At 64.5% G+C, this 25,247-nt stretch carries 18 protein-coding genes; 3 read left to right on the forward strand and 15 right to left on the reverse strand.

Annotated elements, in window-relative coordinates; translation table 11 throughout:
- Positions 1 to 127: 127 nt before the first annotated feature.
- The 3 genes from gltX to J2D73_RS08595 all read left to right on the forward strand — a co-directional run bounded on the left by gltX (position 128) and on the right by J2D73_RS08595 (position 2,884).
- Entirely contained in the window at positions 128 to 1,456 is a 1,329-nt protein-coding gene (gltX, locus tag J2D73_RS08585) for a glutamate--tRNA ligase (protein WP_207881185.1), read from the forward strand.
- Between the two features lie 388 nt (positions 1,457 to 1,844).
- The gene (locus J2D73_RS08590; protein ID WP_207881186.1) at positions 1,845 to 2,285 is read left to right on the forward strand and encodes a hypothetical protein; all 441 of its coding nucleotides are present in this window, start codon (positions 1,845 to 1,847) and stop codon (positions 2,283 to 2,285) included.
- Positions 2,286 to 2,422: 137 nt separating this feature from the next.
- On the forward strand, positions 2,423 to 2,884 hold the full coding sequence (locus J2D73_RS08595) for a hypothetical protein (protein ID WP_207881187.1): 462 nt from the start codon (positions 2,423 to 2,425) through the stop codon (positions 2,882 to 2,884).
- A gap of 421 nt (positions 2,885 to 3,305) precedes the next feature.
- Here the strand turns inward: J2D73_RS08595 and J2D73_RS08600 are convergent, their stop codons facing one another.
- The 15 genes from J2D73_RS08600 to murD form a co-directional block, all read right to left on the reverse strand.
- Positions 3,306 to 4,157: a pyruvate, water dikinase regulatory protein gene (locus J2D73_RS08600; RefSeq protein WP_207881188.1), complete on the reverse strand. Its 852-nt coding sequence runs from the start codon at positions 4,155 to 4,157 to the stop codon at positions 3,306 to 3,308.
- Between the two features lie 186 nt (positions 4,158 to 4,343).
- A complete protein-coding gene (ppdK, locus tag J2D73_RS08605; RefSeq protein WP_207881189.1) occupies positions 4,344 to 7,019 on the reverse strand; it encodes a pyruvate, phosphate dikinase in 2,676 nt (891 codons plus the stop codon).
- 231 nt (positions 7,020 to 7,250) lie between these two features.
- Positions 7,251 to 9,341: an NAD-dependent DNA ligase LigA gene (gene ligA / locus J2D73_RS08610; RefSeq protein ID WP_207881190.1), complete on the reverse strand. Its 2,091-nt coding sequence runs from the start codon at positions 9,339 to 9,341 to the stop codon at positions 7,251 to 7,253.
- A 37-nt stretch (positions 9,342 to 9,378) separates the two neighbouring features.
- Positions 9,379 to 11,109, reverse strand: coding sequence for a DNA repair protein RecN (gene recN, locus J2D73_RS08615; RefSeq protein ID WP_207881191.1), 1,731 nt, complete (start codon positions 11,107 to 11,109; stop codon positions 9,379 to 9,381).
- Positions 11,110 to 11,477: 368 nt separating this feature from the next.
- Positions 11,478 to 12,503, reverse strand: a complete 1,026-nt coding sequence (locus J2D73_RS08620; RefSeq protein ID WP_086642710.1) for an outer membrane protein assembly factor BamD — start codon at positions 12,501 to 12,503, stop codon at positions 11,478 to 11,480.
- A gap of 179 nt (positions 12,504 to 12,682) precedes the next feature.
- A complete protein-coding gene (gene lpxC / locus J2D73_RS08625; RefSeq protein ID WP_408736833.1) occupies positions 12,683 to 13,585 on the reverse strand; it encodes a UDP-3-O-acyl-N-acetylglucosamine deacetylase in 903 nt (300 codons plus the stop codon).
- Positions 13,586 to 13,990: 405 nt separating this feature from the next.
- Complete coding sequence (gene ftsZ, locus J2D73_RS08630; protein ID WP_207881193.1) at positions 13,991 to 15,514, reverse strand: cell division protein FtsZ; 1,524 nt, start codon at positions 15,512 to 15,514, stop codon at positions 13,991 to 13,993.
- A 97-nt stretch (positions 15,515 to 15,611) separates the two neighbouring features.
- Positions 15,612 to 17,000 carry a cell division protein FtsA gene (gene ftsA, locus J2D73_RS08635; RefSeq protein ID WP_207881194.1) on the reverse strand — a complete coding sequence of 463 codons (1,389 nt, stop codon included), beginning with the start codon at positions 16,998 to 17,000 and terminating at the stop codon, positions 15,612 to 15,614.
- On the reverse strand, positions 16,997 to 18,013 hold the full coding sequence (locus J2D73_RS08640; protein ID WP_243429799.1) for a cell division protein FtsQ/DivIB: 1,017 nt from the start codon (positions 18,011 to 18,013) through the stop codon (positions 16,997 to 16,999). Before J2D73_RS08640 ends, ftsA begins: the two co-directional genes overlap by 4 nt.
- A complete protein-coding gene (locus J2D73_RS08645) occupies positions 18,010 to 18,990 on the reverse strand; it encodes a D-alanine--D-alanine ligase (RefSeq protein WP_207881195.1) in 981 nt (326 codons plus the stop codon). The genes J2D73_RS08640 and J2D73_RS08645 overlap by 4 nt, the downstream gene beginning before the upstream one ends.
- Positions 18,987 to 19,898, reverse strand: coding sequence for a UDP-N-acetylmuramate dehydrogenase (murB, locus tag J2D73_RS08650; protein WP_207881288.1), 912 nt, complete (start codon positions 19,896 to 19,898; stop codon positions 18,987 to 18,989). Before murB ends, J2D73_RS08645 begins: the two co-directional genes overlap by 4 nt.
- Positions 19,899 to 19,981: 83 nt before the next feature.
- Positions 19,982 to 21,415, reverse strand: coding sequence for a UDP-N-acetylmuramate--L-alanine ligase (murC, locus tag J2D73_RS08655; protein ID WP_207881196.1), 1,434 nt, complete (start codon positions 21,413 to 21,415; stop codon positions 19,982 to 19,984).
- Positions 21,412 to 22,668, reverse strand: coding sequence for an undecaprenyldiphospho-muramoylpentapeptide beta-N-acetylglucosaminyltransferase (gene murG, locus J2D73_RS08660; protein WP_207881197.1), 1,257 nt, complete (start codon positions 22,666 to 22,668; stop codon positions 21,412 to 21,414). The genes murC and murG overlap by 4 nt, the downstream gene beginning before the upstream one ends.
- Positions 22,665 to 23,831 carry an FtsW/RodA/SpoVE family cell cycle protein gene (locus tag J2D73_RS08665; RefSeq protein WP_207881198.1) on the reverse strand — a complete coding sequence of 389 codons (1,167 nt, stop codon included), beginning with the start codon at positions 23,829 to 23,831 and terminating at the stop codon, positions 22,665 to 22,667. The genes murG and J2D73_RS08665 overlap by 4 nt, the downstream gene beginning before the upstream one ends.
- A complete protein-coding gene (murD, locus tag J2D73_RS08670) occupies positions 23,828 to 25,237 on the reverse strand; it encodes a UDP-N-acetylmuramoyl-L-alanine--D-glutamate ligase (protein WP_207881199.1) in 1,410 nt (469 codons plus the stop codon). The genes J2D73_RS08665 and murD overlap by 4 nt, the downstream gene beginning before the upstream one ends.
- Positions 25,238 to 25,247 lie beyond the last annotated feature (10 nt).

Here is a 25,247-nt window from a genome sequence, read left to right on the forward strand (position 1 = left end):
ATGGGCTTTCTGCGAGAAGCCCCTCTCCCGCATGCCGACACATGAACTCGGTCGCGATCAGCGCTCCTTGTCGAACCGTCGCGGTCGGCTCTGGCGTTTCGGCGCGGTCGGCGGCATATAACCACGCATGAAATTACGCTTCGCGCCCAGCCCCACCGGCATGCTCCATGTCGGCAACGCCCGTCAGGCAATCGCCAACGCCCTGTTCGCTCGCCGTCACAAGGCGGCGTTCCAATTGCGCATCGACGACACGGACACGGCGCGGTCGAAAGAGACCTATGCCGAGGCCATTCGCACCGACCTGTCGTGGTTGGGGATCGAATGGAGCGAAACCTTCTCCCAGACCGAACGACTGGACCGATACGCGGCCGCGATCGCGACGCTGAAGCGTTCGGGGCGGCTGTATCCGTGCTTTGAGACTGAGCAGGAACTGGCGGCGAAGCGCGAAATGCGCATCCGCCAGCGCAAGCCGCCCATCTATGACCGCGCCATGCTGAAGATGACGCACGAACAGCGGGCGCAGGCCGAAGCGAACGGCAAGGTTCCTTACTGGCGCTTCCGCCTTTCCGACGAGATCCGCGCCTGGGCCGATATGGTCATGGGGTCATGTTCGGTGAAGCTGACCGCGATCTCCGATCCGGTGCTGGTGCGTGCGGACGGGACTGTCCTCTACACTCTGGCGTCGGTCGTCGACGATCTTGAAACCGGGGTCACGCATATCATTCGCGGTGAAGACCACATCACCAATACCGGCGTGCAGATCGATATTGCCGAGGCGTTGGGGGCGCGCGCTGACCGTTTCCGGTTCGCGCATCTTCCGCTGCTGCTGGACGAAGGCGGCGGCAAGCTCTCCAAGCGGTTCGACTCGCTTTCGCTGAAGACGTTGCGGCAGGACGGCGTGGAGGCTTCTGCACTGGTGTCCTATCTCGCGCGTCTTGGCAGTTCGGATGATCCGGAGCCTCTGGATTTCGACACTTTGGCAGCGTCCTATGACCTGTCGCATATCTCGAAATCCGCCGCACGTTTCGACATGCGTCAGTTGCTTGCGCTGAATCGCCGGGTTCTGGCGCAGACGGCCTTCGAGGCGGTGCGCGACAGGCTGCCCGAAGGCGCCACCGAAGCGTTCTGGATCGCTATCCGCGGAAATATTGAGTTGTTCTCGGAAGCGCGTCACTGGTGGGACGTCACCCACGGGGATATCACGCCGCCGGTGCAGGACGAAGACAGGGCCTATTTAGCCCAGGCTGTAGATCTTTTGCCGCCTGAACCCTGGGACATCCAGACCTGGGCGACGTGGACGGCGGAAGTCAAGGCGGCGACAGGCCGCTCGGGCAAGGCCCTGTTTCGTCCCTTGCGGCTGGCTTTGACGGGTGAGGAACACGGTCCGGAGTTACGGGATCTGTTGCCGCTGATCGGCGCCGATCGCGTTCGCGCGCGTCTGACCGTAGGGGGCTGAGGCGCGCAGGCGACGTTTCTCTTCTGTTCGAACTGGTGAGGGGGCTACGTCGCTCATAAGGCCGGGCGGACGCTGTGTGGTCGACGCCAGTATGCGTCGTTTCCGGGCATAGTCCGTTTTTTTTTGCAAAGGCGGCGGTCGCTTCTGGCTACCCTGCCTAATATACAAAGTATTTTCAAAAACTCGTCTAGACGGCGTGGTTGTGTATGATCGGGACGCGGCTGTCCCCAGTCGTTACAGCCCTTCAATCATGATGTTCGGAACTGCGTCTTGCCGCGCACGCCCAGAACGACTTCTTTCCAGCCTGTGTCACGACGCACAGATGCGTGACGCAGGTGAGCGCTCATGAAAATTGACTCGGGGCGACTTTCTACAGTCTGCTACGCCCATGATCGAGCCGACGCCGACAGGGGACGCGCAGCCGACGGGAACGACAGTCTTTGCGTTCCCGAACAGGCAGGTGCTGTCGCGTCACGACGCGGCGCGATATCTCGGCGTGACGCCTCTCTGCATGCGACTTCTGACGACAATGCGTTGTGGGCCTGAGATGTTTTCGCCGGGCCGATTTCGTGTCGACGCGCTGGATCATTACCGTGCCGGTCTGTTTGAGCGGGCGGGATTGTCCTTGTCAGAGGCCGAGCGGCGGCGGAACGGGCGGAAAGCGTCGGTCGAACAGTTGCCGCCCGATCCCTTTGTGGAGATGGCCGCGCGGCAGGAACTGCGGGAGGCGATTACCTTTGTAGCCGGGCGAGCGGCGATAGGGCTGGGGCTGGCGATCATCGTGCTGTCTCACACACCCGTCTGGAGGCTGTTGCGAAGTGCCGTGTAACAGGCGGAAAGCCGCCCGGGACGCCGGTTGTGTTTGCCCGGTGCCGTGCGGCCGGCGATAAGCCGTTCGCTTGCCGTCTTTTCAGGTGCGTGGTCGAAGGAGTATCCTACCCCCGCGTGACCAGTCAGGATCGATCCATGAAGCGTAGACCGTCGTTCCGAGTTTCGTCGAAGAGCGTCCTGATTGCGTGTCTTCTGACCGCCGGGTGCGGCGTCACAGGCCCGTTTCAGGTTGTGGCAAGCAACCAGTATGTGGCGTCGACCGGTCGAATCATCGACGTCACATCAGTAGATGGGCGCGAAGTTCCGCTGCAGACGATGGTGGTCTTGCAGCCCGATTGTTCGTCCGCCGGGGCGTCGGTCATTACCGTGGATAGTCGTCCGTCCAACGGGACGGTGGATATCCGGCCGGGATCTTATTACTCCGCCTATCCTGCGTCCGACAAACAGCGATACGCCTGCAACATGAGTAAACATGCAGGCGTCGCTGCGGTCTATCGGCCGAATCCCGGATATCACGGAACCGACCTGACGACGCTCTCGACGACTGGACCTGAAGGCCGCAGCTTCTCGCGTACCTACCGTATAGCCGTTCAATAATCTCGGCGGTCTCGCACATTATTTCGTTCCCGCGTTTGCGCAGCGGGAGCAGGGTGACGTCTCAACAACGGTCGTAAGCGACATGGCCGAGATTCATGCGGGTCGCCGGGAGCCCCCTGTTCGTTCTTCCGTTTCAGCAAAAAAACGACTGCTCAGGCGCCATGACGGGTGATCTCGCGTCGATGCGATTATCCCCGTTCTGTTCTGAACATTGTCTCCTCGTAGCTGTTCGTAGATAAGGCCCCAGCCCTTTTTTTAACGAGCATCCTCATCCGATCAGCCGTTTTCGTCTGATCGAGAAATTCTCTGGCGCTCTGGCGGGAGCGCTCCATCTAGACGGGCGCCCTCCAGGGGCAGGAGCTCCTGGCGGGGTAGAGAAAGAACGGCGCTTCCGAAAAAAACGCCGTTCTCAAGAGGCTTCTTAGCCCGGCAGTCCGGCTGGAGTCGGGTGCTCGAGAATGTCCAGAATGGCGGCGCTGGTTTCCTCGACCGACCGACGCGTGACGTCGACTACGGGCCATCCATGTCGGGCGCAGAGGCGCCGCGCCCAGAGAAGTTCGGCGCGCACTTCTTCAGGATCGACGTAGCGCGATTCGTGCAGCGCCATATCCATGCGCGACTTTGCTGGCACCATTGACGACACGCGGGTGCGCCTGATCTCGACAAGAGAATCCGGATCGATCGTAAGGCCGATCACAGGAATTTCGAGAGAGAACAGCTCGTCCGGCAAAGGGCGTTCCATGATCAGAGGAATGTTCGCCGCCTTGATCCCGCGATTCGCCAGATAGAAGCAGGTCGGGGTCTTTGAAGACCGCGAAACACCGACAAGAACGACGTCTGCTTCCTTCAGTTCACGGGCCTGCTGCCCGTCGTCATGCTCGACGACGAAATGCATGGCGTCGATCCGGCGGTAATAATTGTCGTCCATCACGTATTGCCCGCCGGGGCGCCCGGAGGCGTGGGAGCCTGTAACGTCCTGCAGCAACGTGAGCGCCTGCGTCATCACGTCGAGCAATCGCACGCCCAGCCGCGCGCAACCTTCTTCAAGGTGCTGTTGCAGGTCCGGTTCGGTCAGGGAGGACAACACAGGTCCGGGAGCGCTGGCGATGCCTGTCAGGGCCCGCCGCAACTGGTTGCGGGTGCGGATCAGGTTCCAGTGCTGAAACTCGAACTCGTGTTCAGGGAACTGGGCTACGCAGGCGCGAAGCATGGAATCGAGGGTCTGACCAGTAGCGCCGGAGACAAGGTGGAGGAGGATGCGTCTGTGGGGCATGGGACTATCAACAATGTTGGCTGGACGAACGCCCGTCGTGCCCGGATGTTTGCGCCAGGCAGGAGAGATCAGCGGAAACGTCCTGTTGTGAACTGGACGAAAACAATCAGAGAAAACGTGAACCCCTGACGAAGAAGGGCGGCGCTTGCGCGCCGCCCTTTCCGAAAAAGCGTCAGTTCACGCCGATCAGGCTGGTACTTCCGCCGCTTTGCGACGCAGTAGCGCCGCCTGCGCCGCAGCAAGGCGTGCGACAGGCACGCGGAACGGGGAGCATGACACGTAGTCGAGACCGACCTGTTCGAAGAACGCGATCGAGTCCGGATCGCCGCCGTGCTCACCGCAGACGCCAAGCTTGAGAGACGGCTTGGTGGAGCGGCCACTCTCGGCGCCAAGGCGAACCAGTCCGCCCACGCCTTCGCGGTCGATCGACACGAACGGGTCTTTCGGCAGGAGGCCGTGATCGACGTAGTAGGGGAGGAACGAGCCTGCGTCGTCGCGCGACAGGCCGAGAGTGGTCTGCGTCAGGTCGTTGGTGCCGAACGAGAAGAAGTCGGCGACCTCGGCGATCTGGGCGGCAGTGATGGCGGCGCGGGGCAACTCGATCATGGTGCCGATCAGGTATTCCAGCGTCGTGCCCTGTTCGCCGAACACGGCCGCGACGACGTCTTCCGCAGCCTTGCGGGTGCGGTCGAGCTCGGTCTTCATGCCCACCAGCGGAATCATGATCTCAGGGACGATGGCTTCACCGGTCTCACGGGAGACGAGGATCGCCGCTTCCATGATCGCGCGGACCTGCATCGCGTAGATCTCCGGGTAGGAGATGCCGAGGCGGCAGCCACGATGACCGAGCATCGGGTTGGCTTCTGAAAGCGCGGCGCGACGGGCGCGCAGGGCTTCGACGCTCTGGCCCAGCGCCTTGGCGATGTCGACCAGCTCGGTCTCGCCATGCGGCAGGAACTCGTGCAGCGGCGGATCGAGCAGACGGATCGTGACCGGCAGGCCGGACATGATGCGGAAAAGCGACGCGAAATCGTCACGCTGGAACGGTAGCAGCGCGTCGATAGCGCGGGCGCGGGCTTCCGATTCGTCAGCCATGATCATCTGGCGCACATGGCCGATGCGGTCAGGGCCGAAGAACATGTGCTCCGTGCGGCACAGGCCGATGCCTTCGGCGCCGAACTTGCGGGCGGTCTCCGCATCGTCCGGGGTCTCGGCGTTGGCGCGAACGCGCAGGCGGCGAACGTCGTCGGCCCAACCCATCAGCGTGCTGAAATCGCCGGACAGGGTCGGCGGAATGGTTGCGACCTTGCCGACATAGACAGCGCCCGTGCCGCCATCGAGAGTGATCCAGTCGCCAGCCTTCAGCACGTGGCTGCCAGCGGTCAGCGTCTGCGCCTTGTAGTCGACGTGGATGCTGCCCGCGCCTGCGACGCAGACGCGTCCCATGCCGCGCGCGACGACGGCGGCGTGGGACGTCATGCCGCCACGCGTCGTCAGAACGCCGCGCGCAGCGTGCATGCCGTGTACGTCTTCGGGGGAGGTTTCGATACGGACGAGAATGACGTCCTGACCCTGCGCCGCACGCTCCTCGACTTCCTCAGCCGTGAACACGATGGCGCCGGCCGCTGCGCCGGGGGAGGCGGGCAGGCCACGAGCAAGCTGCGTGCGCTCGGCGTTCGGGTCGAGCGTCGGGTGCAGAAGCTGGTCGAGCGACGCAGGAGGAACGCGCTGGATCGCCTCTTCCTGCGTGATCAGTCCTTCGAGCGCCATGTCGATGGCGATCTTCAGAGCCGCCGCCGCCGTGCGCTTACCCGTGCGGGTCTGCAGCATGTAAAGCGTGTTGCTCTGTACGGTGAACTCAATGTCCTGCATGTCGCGATAGTGCTTTTCCAGCAGATCGCGGACGCGCAGGAGTTCGGCGTAGGCTTCTGGCAGGACGATTTCCATCGGCCGCTGTTCGGCTGCGGCGCGAAGCGCTGACATCGGCTGCGGGGTGCGGATGCCGGCGACGACGTCCTCGCCCTGCGCGTTCACAAGGTATTCGCCGTAGAAGATGTTCTCGCCGGTCGACGGATCGCGCGTGAAGCAGACGCCAGTGGCGCAGTCTTCGCCCATGTTGCCGAAGACCATCGCCTGCACGTTGACCGCCGTGCCCCAGTTGGCCGGAATGTCATGAAGGCGACGGTAGGTATGCGCGCGTGGGTTCATCCACGACCCAAAGACGGCGCTGACGGCGCCCCAGAGCTGGGCCTGCGGGTCGGCGGGGAAGTGCTTGCCGGTCTCGCGCAGCACGATTTCCTTGTAGCCCTCGACCACGTCGCGCCAGCTTTCGGCGGAGATCGCGGTGTCGTCGGCCACGTTGAGCGTGCGCTTGCTCTGCTCCAGGAGGTCTTCGAAGCGGTGATGGGGGACGCCCATCACGACCGAGCCATACATCTGGATGAAGCGGCGGTAGCTGTCCCACGCGAAGCGGGCGTCGCCGGAGGAGCGCGCCAGACCTTCGACGGTTTCGTCATTCAGGCCGAGGTTGAGGACGGTGTCCATCATGCCGGGCATGGAAACGCGGGCACCGGAGCGCACGGAGACCAGCAGCGGCGCGTTGGCGTCGCCGAAGGTCAGACCCATCGCCGTTTCGATGCGGTGGAGCGCCGTCGCGACCTGCCCGGCGAGGTCGTCCGGATAGGCGTTGCCGTTCTCGTAAAAGGCTGAGCAGACTTCAGTGGTAATCGTGAAGCCCGGCGGTACGGGCAGCCCGATGGACGCCATTTCTGCAAGGTTGGCGCCTTTGCCACCCAGCAGATTGCGCATCCCGGCGCCGCCCTCGTTAAGGCCTCCGCCGAAGCTGTATACCCATTTCGTCATGACGAGCGCTCTCTCCGAACGCGACGTACGCCTCCCAACAGCCCTCGGACCGGGGAGGGACTGAAAGGAAGACACGCGTCGCTGGGATTTAATATTATGTCGACTAACGTGTTTCGGTCCCGGTGAAGCATGATGCCGGGAAAGCGACGTTGCGGCAACTCACGTTTTTGGACGGATATATTTCGTTGTAAGTCGCCTTTTTGGCGTCACATTTTCGCCGTGGGCGTTTCCTCAGGCTGGAGGAAGGCCCGCAAGCGTCCGCCACCCTGCTTCATCGACTGTTTCGACGCCCAGCTCTGCTGCTTTTTTTGCCTTTGACCCGGCGTCGGCGCCGAGCACGACCAGACCGGTCCTTTTGGACACGCTGTCGGTCACCTTGGCGCCCAGACGCTCGGCCGTCGCGCGGGCTTCCGGCCGGGTCATGGTGAGGAGAGAGCCCGTGAACACGATTATCTTGCCAGCCAGACGGCCGCCGGTCTCCTGAACCTCGTCCTCGATCGTCAACTGTGAGGCCAGATCGTCAAGGGTCGCGCGGTTATGCGGTTCGGCGAAAAACGCGACGATTTCCTCGGCGATCGTCGCGCCGATTCCGGTGATTTCTCCCAGTTCCTGCCGCGCCTCCGACCCGATGATGGCCGCCGCAAGCATCTGCTCACGCCAGCGCGTGAAGGAGCCGTAATGCCGCGCCAGAAGCTTGGCGTTGCTTTCGCCGATGCGTCGGATGCCGAGGGCGTAAATGAATCGGGGGAGAGGAATCGTTCGTCGCGCTTCGATGGCTTTCACCAGGTTGCGCGCGGAGGTCGCGCCCCAGCCTTCCCGCTTCGCGATTTCGGCCTCATGCGCGGGCAGGCGGAAGATATCGCCGGGGGCTGCGATCAGTTCTGCGTCATGAAATTCTCGGACGCTGCGGTCGCCCAGACCGTCAATGTCGAACGCTCCGCGCGAAACGAAATGAATCAGTCGTTCCACGACCTGCGCCGGACAGGTCAGGCCACCCGTGCAACGAAGTACGACTTCGCCGGGCGGTCGTTCCGCCGTTGCGCCGCATACCGGGCAATGATCTGGTATGACGAAGGGCTCGCCACGCTCGCGATCAGGCTCCGGCACGACGCCGAGAATCTGCGGGATCACGTCGCCTGCGCGCTGAAGCTGCACCAGATCGCCGATGCGCACGTCCTTGCGCGCGATTTCGTCCGCGTTGTGCAGCGTCGCATTCGTCACCAGCACGCCGCCGACGTTCACTGCCTCCAGCCGCGCGACCGGCGTCAGGGCGCCGGTGCGACCGACCTGAATTTCGATGTCGAGCAACCGCGTCACAGCCTGCTCGGCCGGGAACTTCCACGCCACGGCCCAGCGGGGCGCACGGCCGGCGAAGCCCAGACGCTCCTGCAACGAGAGATCGTCGATCTTGTACACCACGCCGTCGATGTCGTAGGCGAGGGTCGCGCGATCCCGCGCCATACGTTCGAAAAACGGCTCAGCCTCTTCCTTGCCAGCCAGCCGCGCTGACAGCGGATTGACGGTGAAGCCCCATTCCTTGAGCTGTTCGAGATACGCCCAGTGCGACGCCGCCACCGGGGCTGACGCAAAACCCGCCGCGTAGGCGAACAGGGACAAGGGACGTTTCGCCGTGATCTTCGGGTCAAGCTGGCGCAAGGAGCCTGCTGCCGCGTTGCGCGGATTGGCGAATTCTTTCTGTCCGACCTCCGCCTGCGCCGCGTTGATGGCGAGGAAGTCGGATTTGGCAAGAAACACCTCGCCGCGAATCTCGATCAGGTCCGGCGCGGTCCCGCGTAGACGTAGCGGCAGGTCGCGCAGCGTTTTCAGATTCGCCGTGACGTCTTCGCCCTCCGTCCCGTCGCCACGCGTCGTGCCGCGCACGAAGCGTCCCTTCTCGTAGGTGAGGCTGATCGAGAGTCCGTCGATCTTGGGTTCCCCGACGAAGGCGAGCGCAGCAGTGCGCGCGTCGTCGAGCCCGAGGAAGCGGGCCGCCTTTGTCACGAACGCTTCGAATTCCGCTTCGTCGAACACGTTGTCGAGGGACAGCATGGGGACGAGGTGCCGGTGTTTGCCGAATGCGCCATCCGGCGCCGCGCCGACGCGAAGAGTGGGGCTGTCGACGCGCATCAGATGCGGGAAGCGCGCCTCGATCGCCTCGTTGCGGCGGCGCAGCGCGTCGAATTCGGCGTCGGAGACTTCCGGCGCGTCGTCGGCGTGATAGGCGTGGTTGAGGCGCGCGATCAGCGCCGCAAGCCGCGTCAGTTCTTCTGCGGCGGCTGCTTCGTCCAAAATTTCGACCGGCGTGTCGTCATATCCCGCCATAACTTTCAGGTCCTCATAACTCTCTGGCCCCGCACGCTCAGTTTCTCGCGTCCAGAAGGCTCGCGGCTGCGGCCCGCGCGGCGTCCGTGACGACGTCGCCAGCCAGCATCCGCGCAATCTCTTCCTGTCGCGCATCTTCCGGAAGGGGGGCGGCGCTGGTCTGCGTGCGACCTGCGCTCACTGTCTTGCCTATTCTCATGTGATGGTCGGCGCTGGCCGCCACCTGCGGTGAATGCGTGACCGCCAATACCTGCATCGACCGCGCCAGACGGCGTAACCGCTCGCCGATCGCAGCGGCGGTCGCGCCACCGACGCCGGAATCGATCTCGTCGAACACGAGCGCGCCGATGGAGGAACGGCCAGCCAGCGCCAGGCGCAACGCCAGCATCAGACGAGATAACTCGCCCCCTGAGGCCACTTTTCCCAACGGTCCCGGCGGCTGACCGGGGTTCGCGGCGAGCAGGAACACGACTTGCTCCAGTCCGGCGGCGCTCCATTGTTCGGGGGGCATCGGTTGCAATTCGACGACGAAACGCGCGCGCTCCAGCCGCAGGGGCTTCAATTCCGTCACGACAGCCGTCTCGAGTTTACGGGCTGCGCGAGTGCGGGCCTCAGTCAAGGCTGCGCCTGCCGTCGAGAACGCCAGACGGGTTTCCGTTAAAGCCTCTTCCAGCGCCTCGATCCGTGCCGTGCCTGTTTCCAGCGCAAGAAGCCGGGCGCGCAGGTTTTCGAGGTAAGCAGGCAGGTCCGCCACCGTCGTTTCGTGCTTGCGAGCGGCCGCGCGCAGGGTGAACAGCCGTTCCTCCGTTTCTTCGAGCAGACGAGGTTGCACGTCCTGATCCGCGACGAGGCGCGTTAACAGCCCTTCCGCGTCGGCCAGTGCGGCCCCGGCGGCGTCGAGCGCGTCGAGCGCCTCCTGCGCCAAGGCCTGATGTGGCTCGGCCTCCGCTGCGTTTTCGTCTTCGCTTGCAGTGGTGGGGGGCGGGAGCAGCTTCTGCAACGCGCGGCTGGCGGCGCGCAACGCGGCGCTTGGTCCTGCATTGCGGCGGTCGCGGGGCGTCAGTTCGGCGAGGGCGGCGGCCACGGCTTCCGCCCGTCGTTCTCCACGTTGCAGCGCGAGGCGCTGGGCGGCGAGTTGCACTTCCTCGTCGGGCTGGGGAGCGAGCGCGCCGAGTTCATCGACCGCATGGCGGAGCCACTCCTCCTCCCGCGCTGCTTCCGCGATGTCTCGTTGCGCGCTCTCCAGCGCTTGCCGGGCCTTGCGCCATTCGGCGAACTTGCGAGCCACGTCGTCGCGCAGGCGTGGCGGAACGCCGAAGGCGTCCAGGAGATCGCGATGGGTAGCGGAATCGGCGAGGCCCATCTGTTCGTGCTGACCCTGCACTTCCGCCAGCGATCCGGCGATCGTCCGGAGAAGCCCCACGCCGATGGGCTGGTCGCAGACCCATGCGCGAGAGCGGCCATCCGCAGCGACCGTGCGGCGCAGCACGATCGGCTCTCCGGGTTCCGCGGTCAGGCCCTGTTCCGTCAGGAGCGTGTAGACCTTGTGGTCCATCGCGACTTCAAAACTGGCCGTCACCCGAGCTTCTGAAGCGCCTGAACGGATGAGCCCGGCATTGGCGCGTTCGCCGAGGGCAAGCCCTAGGCTGTCCAGCAAAATCGATTTACCCGCACCTGTCTCGCCGGTAAGCGCGGTCAGGCCGGGATGAAATGGAAGATCGAGAGCCTCGATCAACACGACGTCACGAATGGAGAGAAAGCTCAACATGGCGGAAGCTGTTTTCCCTCCCACGGCGGCCGCGCTTTTTTCAAATGTGTCCGCCTGATCGAATCTGGCGACGGGGTCTGAAGCCGAAACGCATTGTGACCGGGCGGAGCCGTTCAATCATGTTGGGTCGTTCCGACGTTGCTGCTCTGTGCCAAAGCGTAAGCTGCACGACGGTCACCCGGTTAGATGAGATAAAGGCGTCCTGCAAACAGAGAGTCAGGACGTCTTCGCCAATATTGAGACTTCTGAGGTCACGGTCTGTGGACCAGCGACGCCGCTCAAAACGGCGGCGGCCAGCCAAGGGAGCCGTGAATGGATGTAACCGAGGTGTCCTGTGGCTGGTCATGCCCGGAAAACCGCCGCCGCTGTTATTGGGCGGACGTACCCGGCACGGTCGCGCGCGTAATGGTCGGCCGGCGCGGCGTCACGGTTCCGGTGGGCGTCATGCCGTCGGCGGAGGGAAGCGTCTGGGCGGAGACGCCGCCGACCGGCGCGGTGGACAGGGACGGCGGCGCGTCTGCACGACCGACGCCGCGCGCCGCTGACTGGGCGGGAGTCTCCGTGGAGCCCGCTTTCGTGTTCGGCTGCGCGCCGACTGTCGTCCCCGGCGTCGGGATATTGGGGCCGAGCAGGCGATATCTCTTCAGGTTGCTGTAGGCGTATCGATACCACTTGCTGCCCGGGTAGTTGTAGGCGAGCACGGCTCCGGTCTGGCGCGCCTGATCGGTCAGGCCGAGCCGGAGATAGACCTCGACCAGCCGTTCGAGGGCTTCGGCTACGTGGTTCGTGGTCTGGTAATCCTGCACCACGTGCTGGTAGCGGTTCACAGCGCCTTCGTAGTTGTGCTGCTGCTGATAATACCGCCCGACGAGCATTTCCTTACCGGCGAGATGATCGCGGCAGAGATCGATCTTGAGCTGTGCGTCGCGTGCGTATTTTGACTGCGGGAAGCGGGCGATGACGTCTTCGAGGCGACCCATGGCTTCCAGCGTCAGTTGCTGATCGCGCTTCACGTCGGCGATCTGCTCATAATAACACAGGGCGAGCAGGTAGAACGCATAGGCGGAATCGGCCGATGTCGGGTGCAATTCGATGAAGCGGTCGAGTTGCTGCGCGGCTTCGGGATATTTGTCCTGCAGGTAGTAGGCGTAACCCTCCATCAACTGGGAGTTCGCCGTGTAGCCGGAGTAGGGGTAGTTCTGCTGCAACGCCTCGAATTCAGCGGCCGCGAGGCCGTAACGGTGCGTGCGAAGGGCGTCCACGCCGTTGTTGTACATGGTGTCGGGCGCCGCGAGTTCCGGCGGCTTCTGCTGTTCGTTCTTGAACAGCGAGCAGCCTGTGAGGAGCAACGACAAACCGCCATAGGCGGTGACTCCGGCCAGCCTCGTCGACATTTTATTGGGTATGCGCGAGGACGGTTTTGCCACGTATCTGCTCACTCAGGAAAACTCAATTTGCGGCTGCGCTTATAACACGGATTGTCGACGCGCATAGGCGTCGGGATCCCGCGATGGCGGAGAGAGCGCCTGCGGGCAGCGCTTTCCGAAGCTGAGGAATTTTCGGCCGCTGGCCTTCAGGCCGCGGCGCGGCGCGGCGCTGGCTGGCGGTAGGTCGGGCCGGGTCCGGCCCAGCGCCAGGCGAGTGGATCGGCGAAGAGCGCGCGCAGCAGGCGGTTATTGAGGCCGTGCCCGGATTTGTGTCCAGTGAACCGTCCGTGCAGCCTTGCTCCGGCGAGGTAGAGATCGCCGACGGCGTCCAGCATTTTGTGACGAACGAATTCGTCAGGCGCGCGGAGACCTGTCGGGTTCAGGATCGCTTCGTTTTCGACGACAATCGCGTTGTTCAGGGAACCGCCGCGAGCGAGGCCAACCGCGTGGAGAGCTTCTATTTCCTGACGGTTGGTGAATGTCCGCGAGAAGGCCAGCTCACGCCGAAATCCGGACTGATCAAGGGCGAGGGACAGCGCCTGCCGTCCGATCGCGCGGGCAGGGAAATCTATGCTCATCGCGAGCGAGAGGCGCTGTGGCGCGTCCGGCGAGAGTTGGGCGAAGGCGTCGCCCTCGTCGACGCGCACGGTCTTCAGGATTTCGATCTCGCGCCGGGGAGTTTCCTGAGCGCGGACGCCAGCGCAATCGATCAGGAACACGAAGTCGGCGGAGGACCCGTCGAGCACCGGAATTTCCGGTCCGTCGACGAATATGGATGCGTTGTCGATGCCGCACCCATGGAGCGCCGCCATCAGATGCTCGATCGTGGCGATGCGATTGCCCGGTTGCTCAGTCGCGCCGATGACGGTGCTGAGGCGCGTGTCGATCACTGCGTCGTAACGCGCAGGAATGGGAGACGCGTCGAGGTCGCTGCGGTGAAAGACGATGCCGGATCCGGCCTCGGCGGGTTCCAGACGCAGGGAGATATTACGGCCAGTATGAAGACCGATGCCGGTGCAGGAAATGCTCTTTTGCAAGGTCTGCTGCATAGATGCGCGCTCAGCGCTGCTGCGTGTGAATGACGCGGGCAACAGGCCAACTATCGTCTTGTCGGTATTGTGCAACGATCTGTCATCGTCTGCGATCCCGGCCACGAGATCGGCTTCTAGATTGAAGCTGTCCATTTTTTCTCTCTAGCGCGTCCGGATTTATCCAGATGTTCGGGCAGTCTTTGAAACAAAAATAGAGTTTTGCCTGCGTTGGTTCCATTCAAGGATTATTGCGGCATATTACGATCTAAGTTTCTGTTTTTACTTGAATAATTTTTCGCGCGTGAAGAGGGAGCCACGAGAGGCGAAACAAAACGGGGCCGACGACATATCGACGGCCCCGTCAGGGGTGAGCGGCGAAGCGCGTCCCGAACGCCATTGCGTAGGGGACGTTCGCGCCTGTCTTTAGGAAGGACGGCGCATGAAGGCAGGGATATCCAGTCCCGTGTCGTCGGGCTGGGCAGGACGCACGGTCGGAGCGACCTGAGCGTGCGGCGCCGGGTTGATCTGCGGCGCTGCGCTCTCGGGCGCGGAGTCGGCGCGGGGTTCGGCCTGACGACGAAGAGCGCCAGTGACCATGCCGAACAGGCTGCGGCCCTGCTGAGGCTCAGGCGCGCGGGCTTGCGGCGCCGGGCTGCGCGTCGCGTCGGTGAACAGGCCTGCACGCGGTGACGCCGGTCGGGCCGGGGCCTCCATATTGAAGTTCGGCGTCGGGCGCGGCGCTGACGGGTAGGTCGGCGCCACGAACGGAGCAGCCTCGCCGGTCATGGGTGAAGCATGAGCGCCGGAAGCTGGCGTCGCCGCGCGACCGACGGGTTGCTGCGCCGTGTTCACGCCATGCGCGAAACCCGGAGCCGTGGGGGCGGCCTGTGTAACGTAGGCGCCGTCCGTGCCGGTCGCGGCGACGGGGGGCTGCTCGGCGGCGACGTTATCAACCGCCAGACGCGGACGCTGCGTCGGGATGTCGATGCCCGTAGCGACGACCGAAACGCGGATCTTGCCATTCAGCGATTCATCGACAGCGGAACCGAAGATGATGTTCGCGTCTTCCGCGACTTCTTCGCGGATGCGGTTGGCGGCCTGATCGACTTCGAACAGCGTCATGTCTTCGCCGCCCGTGATGTTGATCAGCAGGCCGCGCGCGCCGCCCATCGACGTGTCTTCGAGAAGTGGGTTCGAGATCGCGGCTTCGGCTGCGAGACGAGCGCGGTCGTCGCCCTCGGCCTCGCCCGTGCCCATCATCGCCTTGCCCATCTCGGCCATGACGGTGCGAATGTCGGCGAAATCGAGGTTGACGAGGCCCGGGGCCATCATCAGGTCCGTGACGCCGCGCACGCCCATGTAAAGAACGTTGTCGGCCATCTTGAACGCGTCCTTGTAGGTCGTGCGTTCATTAGCCAGACGGAAGAGGTTCTGGTTGGGGATGACGATCAGCGTATCGACATACTGTTGAAGCTCGGCGATTCCTTCGTCCGCCGCCTTGGCGCGGCGCGGCCCCTCAAAGCTGAACGGCTTCGTCACCACACCTACCGTCAGGATGCCGCGTTCGCGCGCCATGCGCGCCACGATCGGCGCAGCGCCTGTGCCTGTGCCGCCGCCCATGCCCGCCGTCACGAACACCATGTGCGAGCCGTCGAGGTGGCGGGCGAGTTCATCGCCAGCTTCCTCGGCTGCGGCGCGGCCGATTTCCGGCTTCGCGCCAGCGCCGAGTCCCTGCGTCAGGTGCGGACCAAGCTGAATGCGACGATCCGCACGCGAATGCATCAATTGCTGCGCGTCGGTGTTGGCGACGACAAACTCCACGCCCTTGAGATCGGCGAGGATCATGTTGTCCACGGCGTTCGTTCCGCCGCCGCCCACGCCGATGACTGTAATCTTCGGCGTAAAGTCGGAGTGAGACTGGGGCGGCACGGTCAGGTTCAGGGTCATTTACGCTTCCTTGGACGATGATGCGGCGTCGTGACCGTCACGGTACACCCCGCGAATCGGCCTGTGAATCGAAAAAATGCGTGTCTAGGCGAACATATCAGACACGATCGCGGATAAACGATACCAGACGGTTCATAAATCCTGCCGGACGCTCTTCTGTAAACTCGATGTCTCCGAATGGGCGCTCGACCGAGGCCGCCCAGGCGAGGAGGCCTGCGGTCGTGGCGAAGGTCGCCGCGGCGCATTCTGCGGGCAGTCCGACGACGTTCATCGGCTTGCCGAGCCGCACGGGCCGGTTGAGTACGCGCGCCGCAACCGAACCGACGCCGTCCAGCAACGACGCTCCACCCGTCAGCACCACGCGGCCCCCCGCGAGTCGACCGAGACCAGCGCCGTCGAGACGGTCGCGGACCAGTTCGAAGGTTTCTTCGATTCGTGGGCGGATGATGTCGCCCAGCGCGGCGCGCGGCATCAATTCGAAACTCGGCGCATCGACGCCTGCACGCTCAATGCGGATCGACACGCCGTCGTCGCTGTCCCCCGACAGGTCTGCGTGACCATGCATGGTTTTCAGCCGCTCGGCGTTATCGGACGACGTGCCAAGTCCGCGCGCTATATCGCGTGTCACGTGCTCCCCGCCGACGCCGATCTGTGCGGTGTGGACCAGTTGTCCTTCTGCGAAGACTGCAAGAGACGTGGTGCCGCCGCCCATGTCGACGACAGTGGTGCCGATCATTCTCTGATCGGCGTCCGTGACGGCGAGGCCGGAGGCGAGCGGCGCGGAGACGAGCGCGTCGAGTTTCAGCTCTGCGCGGCCGAGCAGGGAGTCCAGTGTGCGCAGCGCGGTAGAGGCCGAATCGATGACGTGGAGCCGCGCCCGCAGTTGATCGCACAGATGGCCGCGCGGATCGGTTACGCCGTCGGTCTCGTCCACCGCGAAATCCAGAGGCAGCGTGTGAATGACCGCGCGCCCTTCGGACTGCGCTTTCATCCGCCCTTCGGTAACGATTCGCCGGATGTCGGCGTCAGTGATTTCGCGCCCACCCACGGGCCAGTGCACGTTGAACAACCGGCTTTCCGGTTGTCCGCTGGACAGGTTGACGACGACCTTGTCGAGAGAGCGGCCAAATTCGCGTTCGGCGTTGCCGACGACGTGCCGGATGATCGCTTCGGCCGCCCGGAGATCGACAACGGCGCCGTTCTTGACGCCGTTCGACCGTAGCCAACCGCATCCCAGCACCCGCAACGTTCCGTCGGGCTCGCCTTTGCCGATCAGGCAGGTGATCTTGGTCGAGCCGATATCAAGGACGCCAACCACCTCACGACGCCATGCGCGCGCCTGAGGACGGCTTTCGGAAGGCGGCAGGCCAAGCGGGCGCGAAGAATCGTCGCTCTCTCCGCGTCCCGTCGGGCGGCGACGTTCCGGACCTTTGCCGATGAGCGCCAGAGCGCCTGACGTTGAGGGAGTCTCGACGAGGTCGTTCATGCCGGCAGCCCTTCTTCCGTTGTGTTCGCGCGTCCGCTGCGTTCGCTGCTTCCGCCGGTCGTCCCGTTTTCTGCGCCGGGTTGTTGTCCGGAATGCGGCGTCGCCGCATCGCCGTGACCGTCTACAGGCGCAGCGCCCGGCGTGCTGTCGGGCGTTGGCGGAGCCTGACGCTCGCGGATGGTCAGTCGATCAGGCAAGCGCATGTCAATGACTTCAACCGGGCGATCAAGCAGTCCGAACTGCTTCTGCAGACGTTCAAGGCGATTGAGCGCAGCCTCTTCCTCAGCTTCAGGCAGTTGCACCACCGTACCGTCGCGCAGGCTGATCGACCAGCGGCGTTCGCCAACCAGAGTCGCAGCCGTCATGCGTGCGCTGACGTCTGGCGCTTTCGCGAGCGCGTCGAGCAGTTCCGCCGCGCTGTGCGCAGCACCTTCGCCCACTACCAGAGGGAGTTTCATGAACGCCTGGGCGTCCTTGCCGGTCATGCCCTTGTCGGGAACAGGTTCGCCGTTCCGGTCGATCAATACGAAACGACCTTTGTTCTGCCAGACGGCGAACGGCGGGCGTTCGACAAGGCGAACCACGATCAGGCCGGAAAGGTGCCGTTCGACGCTGGCGTGATCGACGAATGGCAGATCATCAAGGCGTTGCCGTGCTTCCGTCACATGAAAGCCCAGCATTGAGTCGCCCACGGAAACGCCAAGAGCCGTACGGATAGAGTCGAGACTTGTGAGGTTCTGGCCTTCGACCCGGATCGCCGTCACCTTCAGGGGAATGGCGGCCTCAAGCCTGTTCCTCAGCGGCGTCAACAGAGCGTCGTTGCCGTGAAACGAAAGGAATGCGAAGCCGCCAGCGCCGAGAATGCCGAACACGCCAAGAGTTTTCAAAAGACCCTTGCGACGTCGCAGAAGGAGCCCGATGCGCGATGGACGGTCCATGCGTGTCGAACGACGCCCGGTCGCGCCAGCGCCGTTTCCGGCGTTTGGTTGGGGTGAGACCGGGCGCTGGCTCAACGGCGACTTCTTTCGGCGCGACGCTCGGCCTCGCGCACCAGACGATCGCAGAGTTCCTCATAGGAAATTCCACAAAACGCCGCCTGCTCCGGTAGGAGCGAGGTCGGGGTCATGCCCGGCTGAGTATTCACTTCCAGCAGGGCAAGGCGTCCCGGTTCGTCGGGACCGCAGCCTGTGTCGTCGTAACGGAAGTCGGAGCGCGATGCGCCGGCACAGCCCAGAACCTTGTGCGCAGCGATGGCTATTTCGCAGGCGCGCCGGAAAATGTCAGGGTGGATCACCGCAGGCAGGACATGCCGACTTCCGCCGTCTCCGTATTTCGCATCGTAATCGTAGAAATCATGGCCGGTTGCGACGTTCGGCAAGATGTCCGTGACGGTCAGGGCCTGCGGCTCGTTCTCACCGTCGTCGAGGACGCCGACGGTGATTTCCCGACCCGCGATATAGGACTCCACCAGCGCGAGTGGCCCGTAGCGCCACGCGCTTGCGATTTCAGCGCGACGGTTCGAGCCTTCGCGGACGATGGACACACCGACCGAGGACCCTTCGTCCAGAGGTTTGACGACGTATGGCGCGGGCAGAGGATCCGCCTCTGCAAGCTCGGCGATCGTCACCGTTTTGCCGTTGGCCATTGGCAGGCCAGCGGCGATGAACAGCGCGCGCGAGGCCGCCTTGTCCATGGCTGTGGCGGAGGCGCGAATGCCCGAGTGGGTATAGGGAAGCCCCATCCACTCAAGCACGCCCTGGATGGCTCCGTCTTCGCCGAAGCGGCCGTGCAGGGCGTTGAACACGACATCAGGCCGTTGCTCGCGGAGCCCGGAAACCAGCGTCATGACGTCGTGGCCAGGGTCGAGCGGCGTAACTTCGTGGCCTACGGCCCGCAGCGCCTTGATGACTTCGCCGCCAGAAGACAGGCTGACCTCGCGCTCGGCGGAGGCGCCGCCGAGCAGCACTGTGACCCGTCGCATCGCGCTCATGCTGCGCCTCCAGTCTCGGTCGTTGGAATTCCCAGGCGCTTGATCTCCCAATGCAGCGACACGCCGGACTGTTCCATCACACGCTTGCGCACTGTTTCTCCCAGCGTTTCCAGATCAGCGGCTGTCGCGCCGCCTGTGTTGATCAGAAAGTTGCAGTGTTTTTCACTGACTTGCGCGCCGCCGATCGTCAGGCCGCGGCACCCGGCGGCGTCGATCAGTTGCCAGGCTTTCAGTTGCGAAGTCGCTGCGTCCGGGTTGCGGAACGTCGAGCCGCCGGTGCGCGCACGAACGGGCTGAGAGCTTTCGCGCGCTGCGCGCACGTCCGCTATGCGGGCTGCGATGTCGGCGCTGTCGCCAGCCGTGGCGCGCAGGCGCGCCCGAACAACGACAGAGCCGTCGGTCAGCGCGGAGTGGCGGTATCCGAACCTGAGGTCGCCTGCATGCAGCCTGACAAGGCCGCCGTCGCGCGTGACGATCTCCGCCCAGTCGAGCACGGTCGCCATGTCCGACCCGTAGGCGCCGGCGTTCATGCGCACCGCGCCGCCGATCGAGCCCGGGATTCCAGCGAGAAACTCAAGTCCGGCGAGCCCGGCTGCGGCGGCTGTCTCCGCAACCGTTGCATCCAGCGCCGCGCCGCCGACCACAAGCCCTTCCTCTTCCGTGACGATGGCGGCGAAGGCGCCGCCAAGGCGCACGACAAGGCCGGACAGGCCACCATCGCGGATAATCACGTTGGAGCAAGCCCCGAGAGTCGTGACCGGCAATTCAGGGGAGAGGCGGGACAGAGCCGAGGCGAGGTCGTCTCCATCCGCTGGCTGAAACAGGCAATCGGCGGGGCCGCCGACGCGGAACCAGCTGCGGGGGGCGAGCGGCTGTCCGAACGAGACCTTGCCGCGCGCGCCGCGCATCGCGTCGCCGAGCGCGTGCGCCAGCGTTCCGGCGGCATGGGAGCCTTCGGTCGTCGGGGCTTTTCGCAGGGCGAGCGCGTCCGTCATGCGGCGAAACCGCCTTTCTGCCCGCTCTGCAGGGCGGCGAGTTCGGAAGGCAGCGCCTGCGCCCAGTTGGTGATGGAACCCGCGCCCAGACACACGACATAGTCGCCGGGCTTGGCCATGGCGTTGATCATTTCGGCGAGGTGTGCGGGGTCGGTCAGCGGCACCACGGAGCGGTGTCCGCGTTCGCGTAGCCCTTCCACCAGAAAGTCGCGGTTCACGCCGTCGATGGGGGCCTCTCCCGCAGCGTAGACATCCGCCACGATTACGGAATCCGCGTCGTTCATGCAGGTGCAGAACTCGCCGAACAGCGTCTGGAGGCGGGAGTACCGATGGGGCTGCACGACGGCGATGACACGACGCGCGCCAGCCTGTCGGGCTGCTTTCAGTACGGCGGCGATCTCGACGGGATGGTGCCCGTAATCGTCGATCACTGTCACGCCCGCCGTTTCGCCGGTGCGGGTGAAGCGGCGTTTCACGCCGCGGAAGGAGGCGAGACCGGAGCGGATGGTGGCGTCGTCGATGTCCATCTCGGTCGCGACGGCGATCGCGGCCAGCGCGTTCTGGACGTTGTGGCTGCCGAGCATCGGCAGGCGGAACGGACCTGCCCGGCGTGAGCGGCGGCGGGTGCGGTCAGTGATCTGGACCTCGAACGTGGCGCCCAGCTTGTCGGTGATCAGCTTCTCCGCGCGCACGTCGGCCTGCGGCGAGAAGCCGTATGTGACGATCCGATGGTCGGACAGGCGCGGGATCATCTGCTGCACGGCCGGGTGGTCGATGCACAGTACCGCAAAACCGTAGAACGGCACGTTGGAGACGAACTGGTCGTACGCGGCCTCCATGGCCTCGGCCGATCCCCAGTGGTCAAGATGCTCCGGGTCCATGTTGGTGACGACCGAAATGACCGACGGCAGGCGCAGGAACGACCCGTCGCTCTCGTCGGCCTCGACCACCATCCACTCGCCTTTGCCCATGCGCGTGTTGGTGCCATAGGCCTCGATGATGCCGCCGTTGATCACGGTCGGGTCCAATTTGGCCGCTTCCAGCACGGCGGCCACCAGACTGGTCGTCGTGGTCTTGCCATGCGTGCCGCCGATGGCGACCGACCAGCGCAGACGCATCAGCTCGGCCAGCATTTCCGCACGGCGCACGACCGGAATCAGACGGCTGCGCGCCGCCACGACTTCGGGATTGTCACGGCCCACTGCGGTCGAGATCACCACGACCTGCGCCTGTCCGAGGTTGGCGGCGTCGTGGCCGATGGTCACGGAGACGCCTGCGGCGCGCAGACGGCGGACATTGGCGTTTTCCGACATGTCCGACCCCTGCACCTTATAGCCCAGAAGGTGCAGCACTTCGGCGATCCCGGACATGCCGATTCCGCCGATGCCCACGAAGTGGATGACGCCGATGGACAGCGGAAGAGCTCTCATACGTGGGACTCCATGGACAGGGCGGGCGAGCGACGTGCGTCGCCGGAAAGCGTGACGGATGAAGGGGAGCCGACGGACGGCGTTTGCGCGCCAGCGCCGTCCGGCCCGGACGAGTGGGGGTGGGCATAAGCGCTCGGCGGCGCCTGATGCAAGCTCGCTTCCACCAGGTCGGCCAGTCTTTCGGCGGCGTCGGGGCGGGCCAGCGTGGCGGCAGCGGCTGCCTGCGCCGTCAGCGTCTCCGGACTTTCAAGCAGGGGAAGCAGTGCCGCTGCGAGGGATTCCACTGTAAAAACAGGCTGCGGCATCAGTCGGGCTGCGCCGATCGTTTCAAGCGAACGCGCGTTGGCCGTTTGCTCGTCGCTTGCGGCGACGGGAAGGGGAACGAGGATCGAGGGGCGTCCGGCTGTGGCGATTTCCGCGACGGATGAACCGCCCGCGCGTCCGATCACCAGATGCGCGTCGCGCAGCAGGACGGGGACGTCGGAGAAAAACGACTCCACGCGCGCAGGTATGCCTGCGGCGGCATAGGCGGCGCGAACGCGTTCGGCGTCTTCAGCCCGCGCCTGCTGCGTCACATGCAGGCGAGCGCGCAGCGAGAGCGGCAGGGCGGCGAGGGCGGACGGTGCAATGTCAGAGAATACCCGTGCGCCGAGGGAGCCGCCCCAGACCAGAACCCGGATAGTTTCGTCGGGTGCGTGATAGGCCTCGCCAGCAAGCGCGGCGATGGCGGGGCGGACGGGCATGCCGGTCATGTGGGCAGTCGCGCGTGAGGGCAGTCCGGCGACGCTCGGGAAGGATGTCGCAACCGCGTCGGCGAAGCGCGCCAGAACGGCGTTCGCACGACCAAGCACGGCGTTGCCTTCGTGCAGGATGATGGCGGGGCGGTTCGTGCGCCCCAGCAGTCGCGCGCCGAGCAGCGGCGGAACGGAGGGATAGCCACCAAAGCCGACGACCGCCGACGGGCGCAGCGTGGTCATGACGCCGCGCGCAGCCCATGCGCCTTTCAGAAGGGCTAGCCCGCCGCGCAACGCGCGAACCGGGCCGCGCCCCGCCACCCCGGCGCCGGGAAGCACGAATTGCTCTGCGTCGGCGAAAACGCCCGTCGTGCGTCGCCCGGCGCGTGCGTCGGTCATCAGGACAACGCGGCGTCCGCGCGCCACCAGGGCGTCGGCCAAGGCCTCGGCCGGGAAGAAATGTCCGCCGGTGCCGCCTGCGGCGATTACGATCGGACCGTTTTCGTCACGCATGCTCATGTCGCCGCCTTCCATGCGCCGGCCGGGGTCGCAAGCGTTCGGCCAAGGCGGCTTTGCCGGACATGCTGGCGCGTGAGCGCGAGCATCATGCCGATTGTCAGCGCGACGGACATGGCGGACGAGCCGCCGTAGGAGATGAACGGCAGCGTCATGCCCTTCGTGGGAATGAGATGCAGCGTCGAGCCCATGTTAACGAACGCCTGCAGGCCGAACCCGGTGACGAGACCGGATGTCGCGAGGATCAGGAACGGGTCGTCTTCACGCAACAGGCGGAGGACCGTTCTGATAACGATTGTCGCAAACACCGCGATGATGAACAGGCAGATCAGCATGCCGTATTCTTCGCCCGCGACTGCGAAAACGAAGTCGGCATGCGCGTCGGGCAGCAGATCCTTGACGCGGCCTTCGCCGGGGCCCCGCCCCATCAGGCCGCCGTTGCCAAAAGCGCGGAGCGCGGTGTCGATCTGGTAGTGGTCGCCGACATTGGGGTGAAGGAAGCGTTCGACGCGAGAGCGGACGTGCGGGAAAATGAAATAAGCCGCAACGCCCGCGCCGCCCATCGCGCCAAAGCCGATGCCCACCAGCAGGATGTTGAGGCCGTCGACGAAAAGCTGCGCCATGAACACGGTGGTGATGACGGTGAGCATCCCGATATCAGGCTGCGACTTCAGCAGGACGAGAATGACCCCGTACCCTGCAAAAGCGAGCAACATTCCCGGGAAATACCGGCGCACGCGTCTCTGGGCGAGAAGCCACGCCGTGACGACCGCGAAACAGGGTTTGAGAAATTCCGAAGGCTGCACCGACATCATGGGAAGTGCGATCCAGCGGCGCGCTCCCTTAATCTCGATGCCGTGGACCAGAGTCATTGCAGTGGCGCCAATGGCCACTACGCATCCGATGAAGGCGAGGCGCATGACGCCTTTACGCGACAGCATCGACACGCCGACGACGATCAGACCCGCGATGGCCAGAAACATGACCTGCTTGAAAATGAACATGTTGCGCGAGGCGCCGATGCGCACCGCGACGGCGGGACTTGCCGCCAGCATCAGGATGTAGCCGAAACCGATGAGAGTTCCGACGCATGCGAGCGTCATGCGATCGACGCTGCGCCACCAGCGGCCGATCGATGAATTGTCGATGCGTGAAAGTCTGTTCATCGTTCCGGGAGCCCCGATTTGCCTTGATTCATTAGTAAAGCACGCGAAAGCGCAATGAAATGTAAACCTCGCGCTTCAAAGCCGGAAAATTGATCGAAACTGGCGCAGGCGGGCGACAGCAGGACGACTTCGGCGCCGCTGGCCTTCGCTGCGGCGAAGGCGGAGGGGACGGCGTGCTCCAGATCGCCCACGATCCTGTGCGCCACGCCATGGCGCGTCAGCGTTTCCGCCAGCATCGGGGCGTCGCGTCCGATCAGAAAAGCCTCGGCGACACGCGGGAAATACGGCGCCAGATCTTCGATCCCGCCCGCCTTGGCGATGCCTCCGGCGATCCAGACGATACGGTCGTAGCAGGCAAGCGCGCGGGCGGAGGCGTCGGCGTTGGTCGCCTTGCTGTCGTCGACGAACGCGACGCCGTCGGCGTTGGCGATCAGTTTCTGCCGGTGGGCAAGACCATCGAAATCTCCAATGGATTTGGCCAGCGCGTCGCGACGCGCGCCGAGACGAAGCGCCATCGCAAGTGCGGCGCAGGCGTTTTCGGCATTGTGCGCGCCTGGAAGGGACGCGCCCGGCGTTGCGATCAGGCCGCTTTCATCAACGATCCCGCCGTCATCAGCGTGAATGTCTGCGTGTTTATCGGTGGCCGAAATGGTTTGCACGGGAACGCCGCGCGTGCGCAGATCGGAAGCAACATCGTCGAGCATCGGGTCGTTAACGCCGATGACGGCAAGATCGTGTGCGCCCATGCGGTCGAAAATATGCGATTTCGCTGCGGCGTACCCGATCATGTCGCCGTGACGGTCGATGTGGTCGGGGCTGAGGTTCAGCAGGCACGCTACGTCGAAATGCAAGTCCACAAGTCGTTCCAACATGTAGGAGGACATCTCCAGAACATACACGCCGGAATCGGGCAAAAATGGGAGCGAAAGCGCGGCTGGGCCGAGATTCCCGCCTTCGGCGACAGGAACGCCGGAAGAGCGCAAAAGATGCGCGAGCAATGCGGTTGTCGTCGATTTTCCGTTCGTCCCGGTGACGCCAGCGAAGCGCGCTTTGGAGCCAGCCTTACGCACGGCCTGAAAAAGCAGCTCGGCGTCGGAGACGATGGGTACGCCTGCATCTCGCGCCAGCAACGCGACCGGGTGCGGTTTGGGCAAAATATGCGGAATTCCCGGCGATATCACCAGAGCGTCGAAGCCTGCCAGGGTGTCGAGCGGCGCCACAACGAGTTTGCCGGGCATCCCGGTTTCGGTTTGCGCCAGAGCGGCGCGGCCGTTTTCGCCGTCGTCCCACGCCTGCACCGTGGCGCCCATGCGCGCCAGAGCGCACGCCGCAGGGGCGCCATTCCGTCCAAGTCCAAGAACCGCGAAGCGGCGTCCAGAGAAAATGTCTGTCGGAAACTCCGTCATGCGCGTCCTG

This window comes from Acetobacter sacchari, from assembly GCF_017377715.1.
In the GTDB taxonomy this organism is placed as follows: domain Bacteria; phylum Pseudomonadota; class Alphaproteobacteria; order Acetobacterales; family Acetobacteraceae; genus Acetobacter; species Acetobacter sacchari.

Coding starts and splice junctions, on each gene's coding strand:
- gltX (WP_207881185.1), top strand. CDS start 128: ATGAAATTACGCTTCGCGCCCAGCCCCACCGGCATGCTCCATGTCGGC.
- J2D73_RS08590 (WP_207881186.1), top strand. CDS start 1,845: ATGATCGAGCCGACGCCGACAGGGGACGCGCAGCCGACGGGAACGACA.
- J2D73_RS08595 (WP_207881187.1), top strand. CDS start 2,423: ATGAAGCGTAGACCGTCGTTCCGAGTTTCGTCGAAGAGCGTCCTGATT.
- J2D73_RS08600 (WP_207881188.1), bottom strand. CDS start 4,157: ATGCCCCACAGACGCATCCTCCTCCACCTTGTCTCCGGCGCTACTGGT.
- ppdK (WP_207881189.1), bottom strand. CDS start 7,019: ATGACGAAATGGGTATACAGCTTCGGCGGAGGCCTTAACGAGGGCGGC.
- ligA (WP_207881190.1), bottom strand. CDS start 9,341: ATGGCGGGATATGACGACACGCCGGTCGAAATTTTGGACGAAGCAGCC.
- recN (WP_207881191.1), bottom strand. CDS start 11,109: ATGTTGAGCTTTCTCTCCATTCGTGACGTCGTGTTGATCGAGGCTCTC.
- J2D73_RS08620 (WP_086642710.1), bottom strand. CDS start 12,503: ATGTCGACGAGGCTGGCCGGAGTCACCGCCTATGGCGGTTTGTCGTTG.
- lpxC (WP_408736833.1), bottom strand. CDS start 13,585: ATGCAGCAGACCTTGCAAAAGAGCATTTCCTGCACCGGCATCGGTCTT.
- ftsZ (WP_207881193.1), bottom strand. CDS start 15,514: ATGACCCTGAACCTGACCGTGCCGCCCCAGTCTCACTCCGACTTTACG.
- ftsA (WP_207881194.1), bottom strand. CDS start 17,000: ATGAACGACCTCGTCGAGACTCCCTCAACGTCAGGCGCTCTGGCGCTC.
- J2D73_RS08645 (WP_207881195.1), bottom strand. CDS start 18,990: ATGAGCGCGATGCGACGGGTCACAGTGCTGCTCGGCGGCGCCTCCGCC.
- murB (WP_207881288.1), bottom strand. CDS start 19,898: ATGCGCGGCGCGCGCGGCAAGGTCTCGTTCGGACAGCCGCTCGCCCCC.
- murC (WP_207881196.1), bottom strand. CDS start 21,415: ATGAGAGCTCTTCCGCTGTCCATCGGCGTCATCCACTTCGTGGGCATC.
- murG (WP_207881197.1), bottom strand. CDS start 22,668: ATGAGCATGCGTGACGAAAACGGTCCGATCGTAATCGCCGCAGGCGGC.
- J2D73_RS08665 (WP_207881198.1), bottom strand. CDS start 23,831: ATGAACAGACTTTCACGCATCGACAATTCATCGATCGGCCGCTGGTGG.
- murD (WP_207881199.1), bottom strand. CDS start 25,237: ATGACGGAGTTTCCGACAGACATTTTCTCTGGACGCCGCTTCGCGGTT.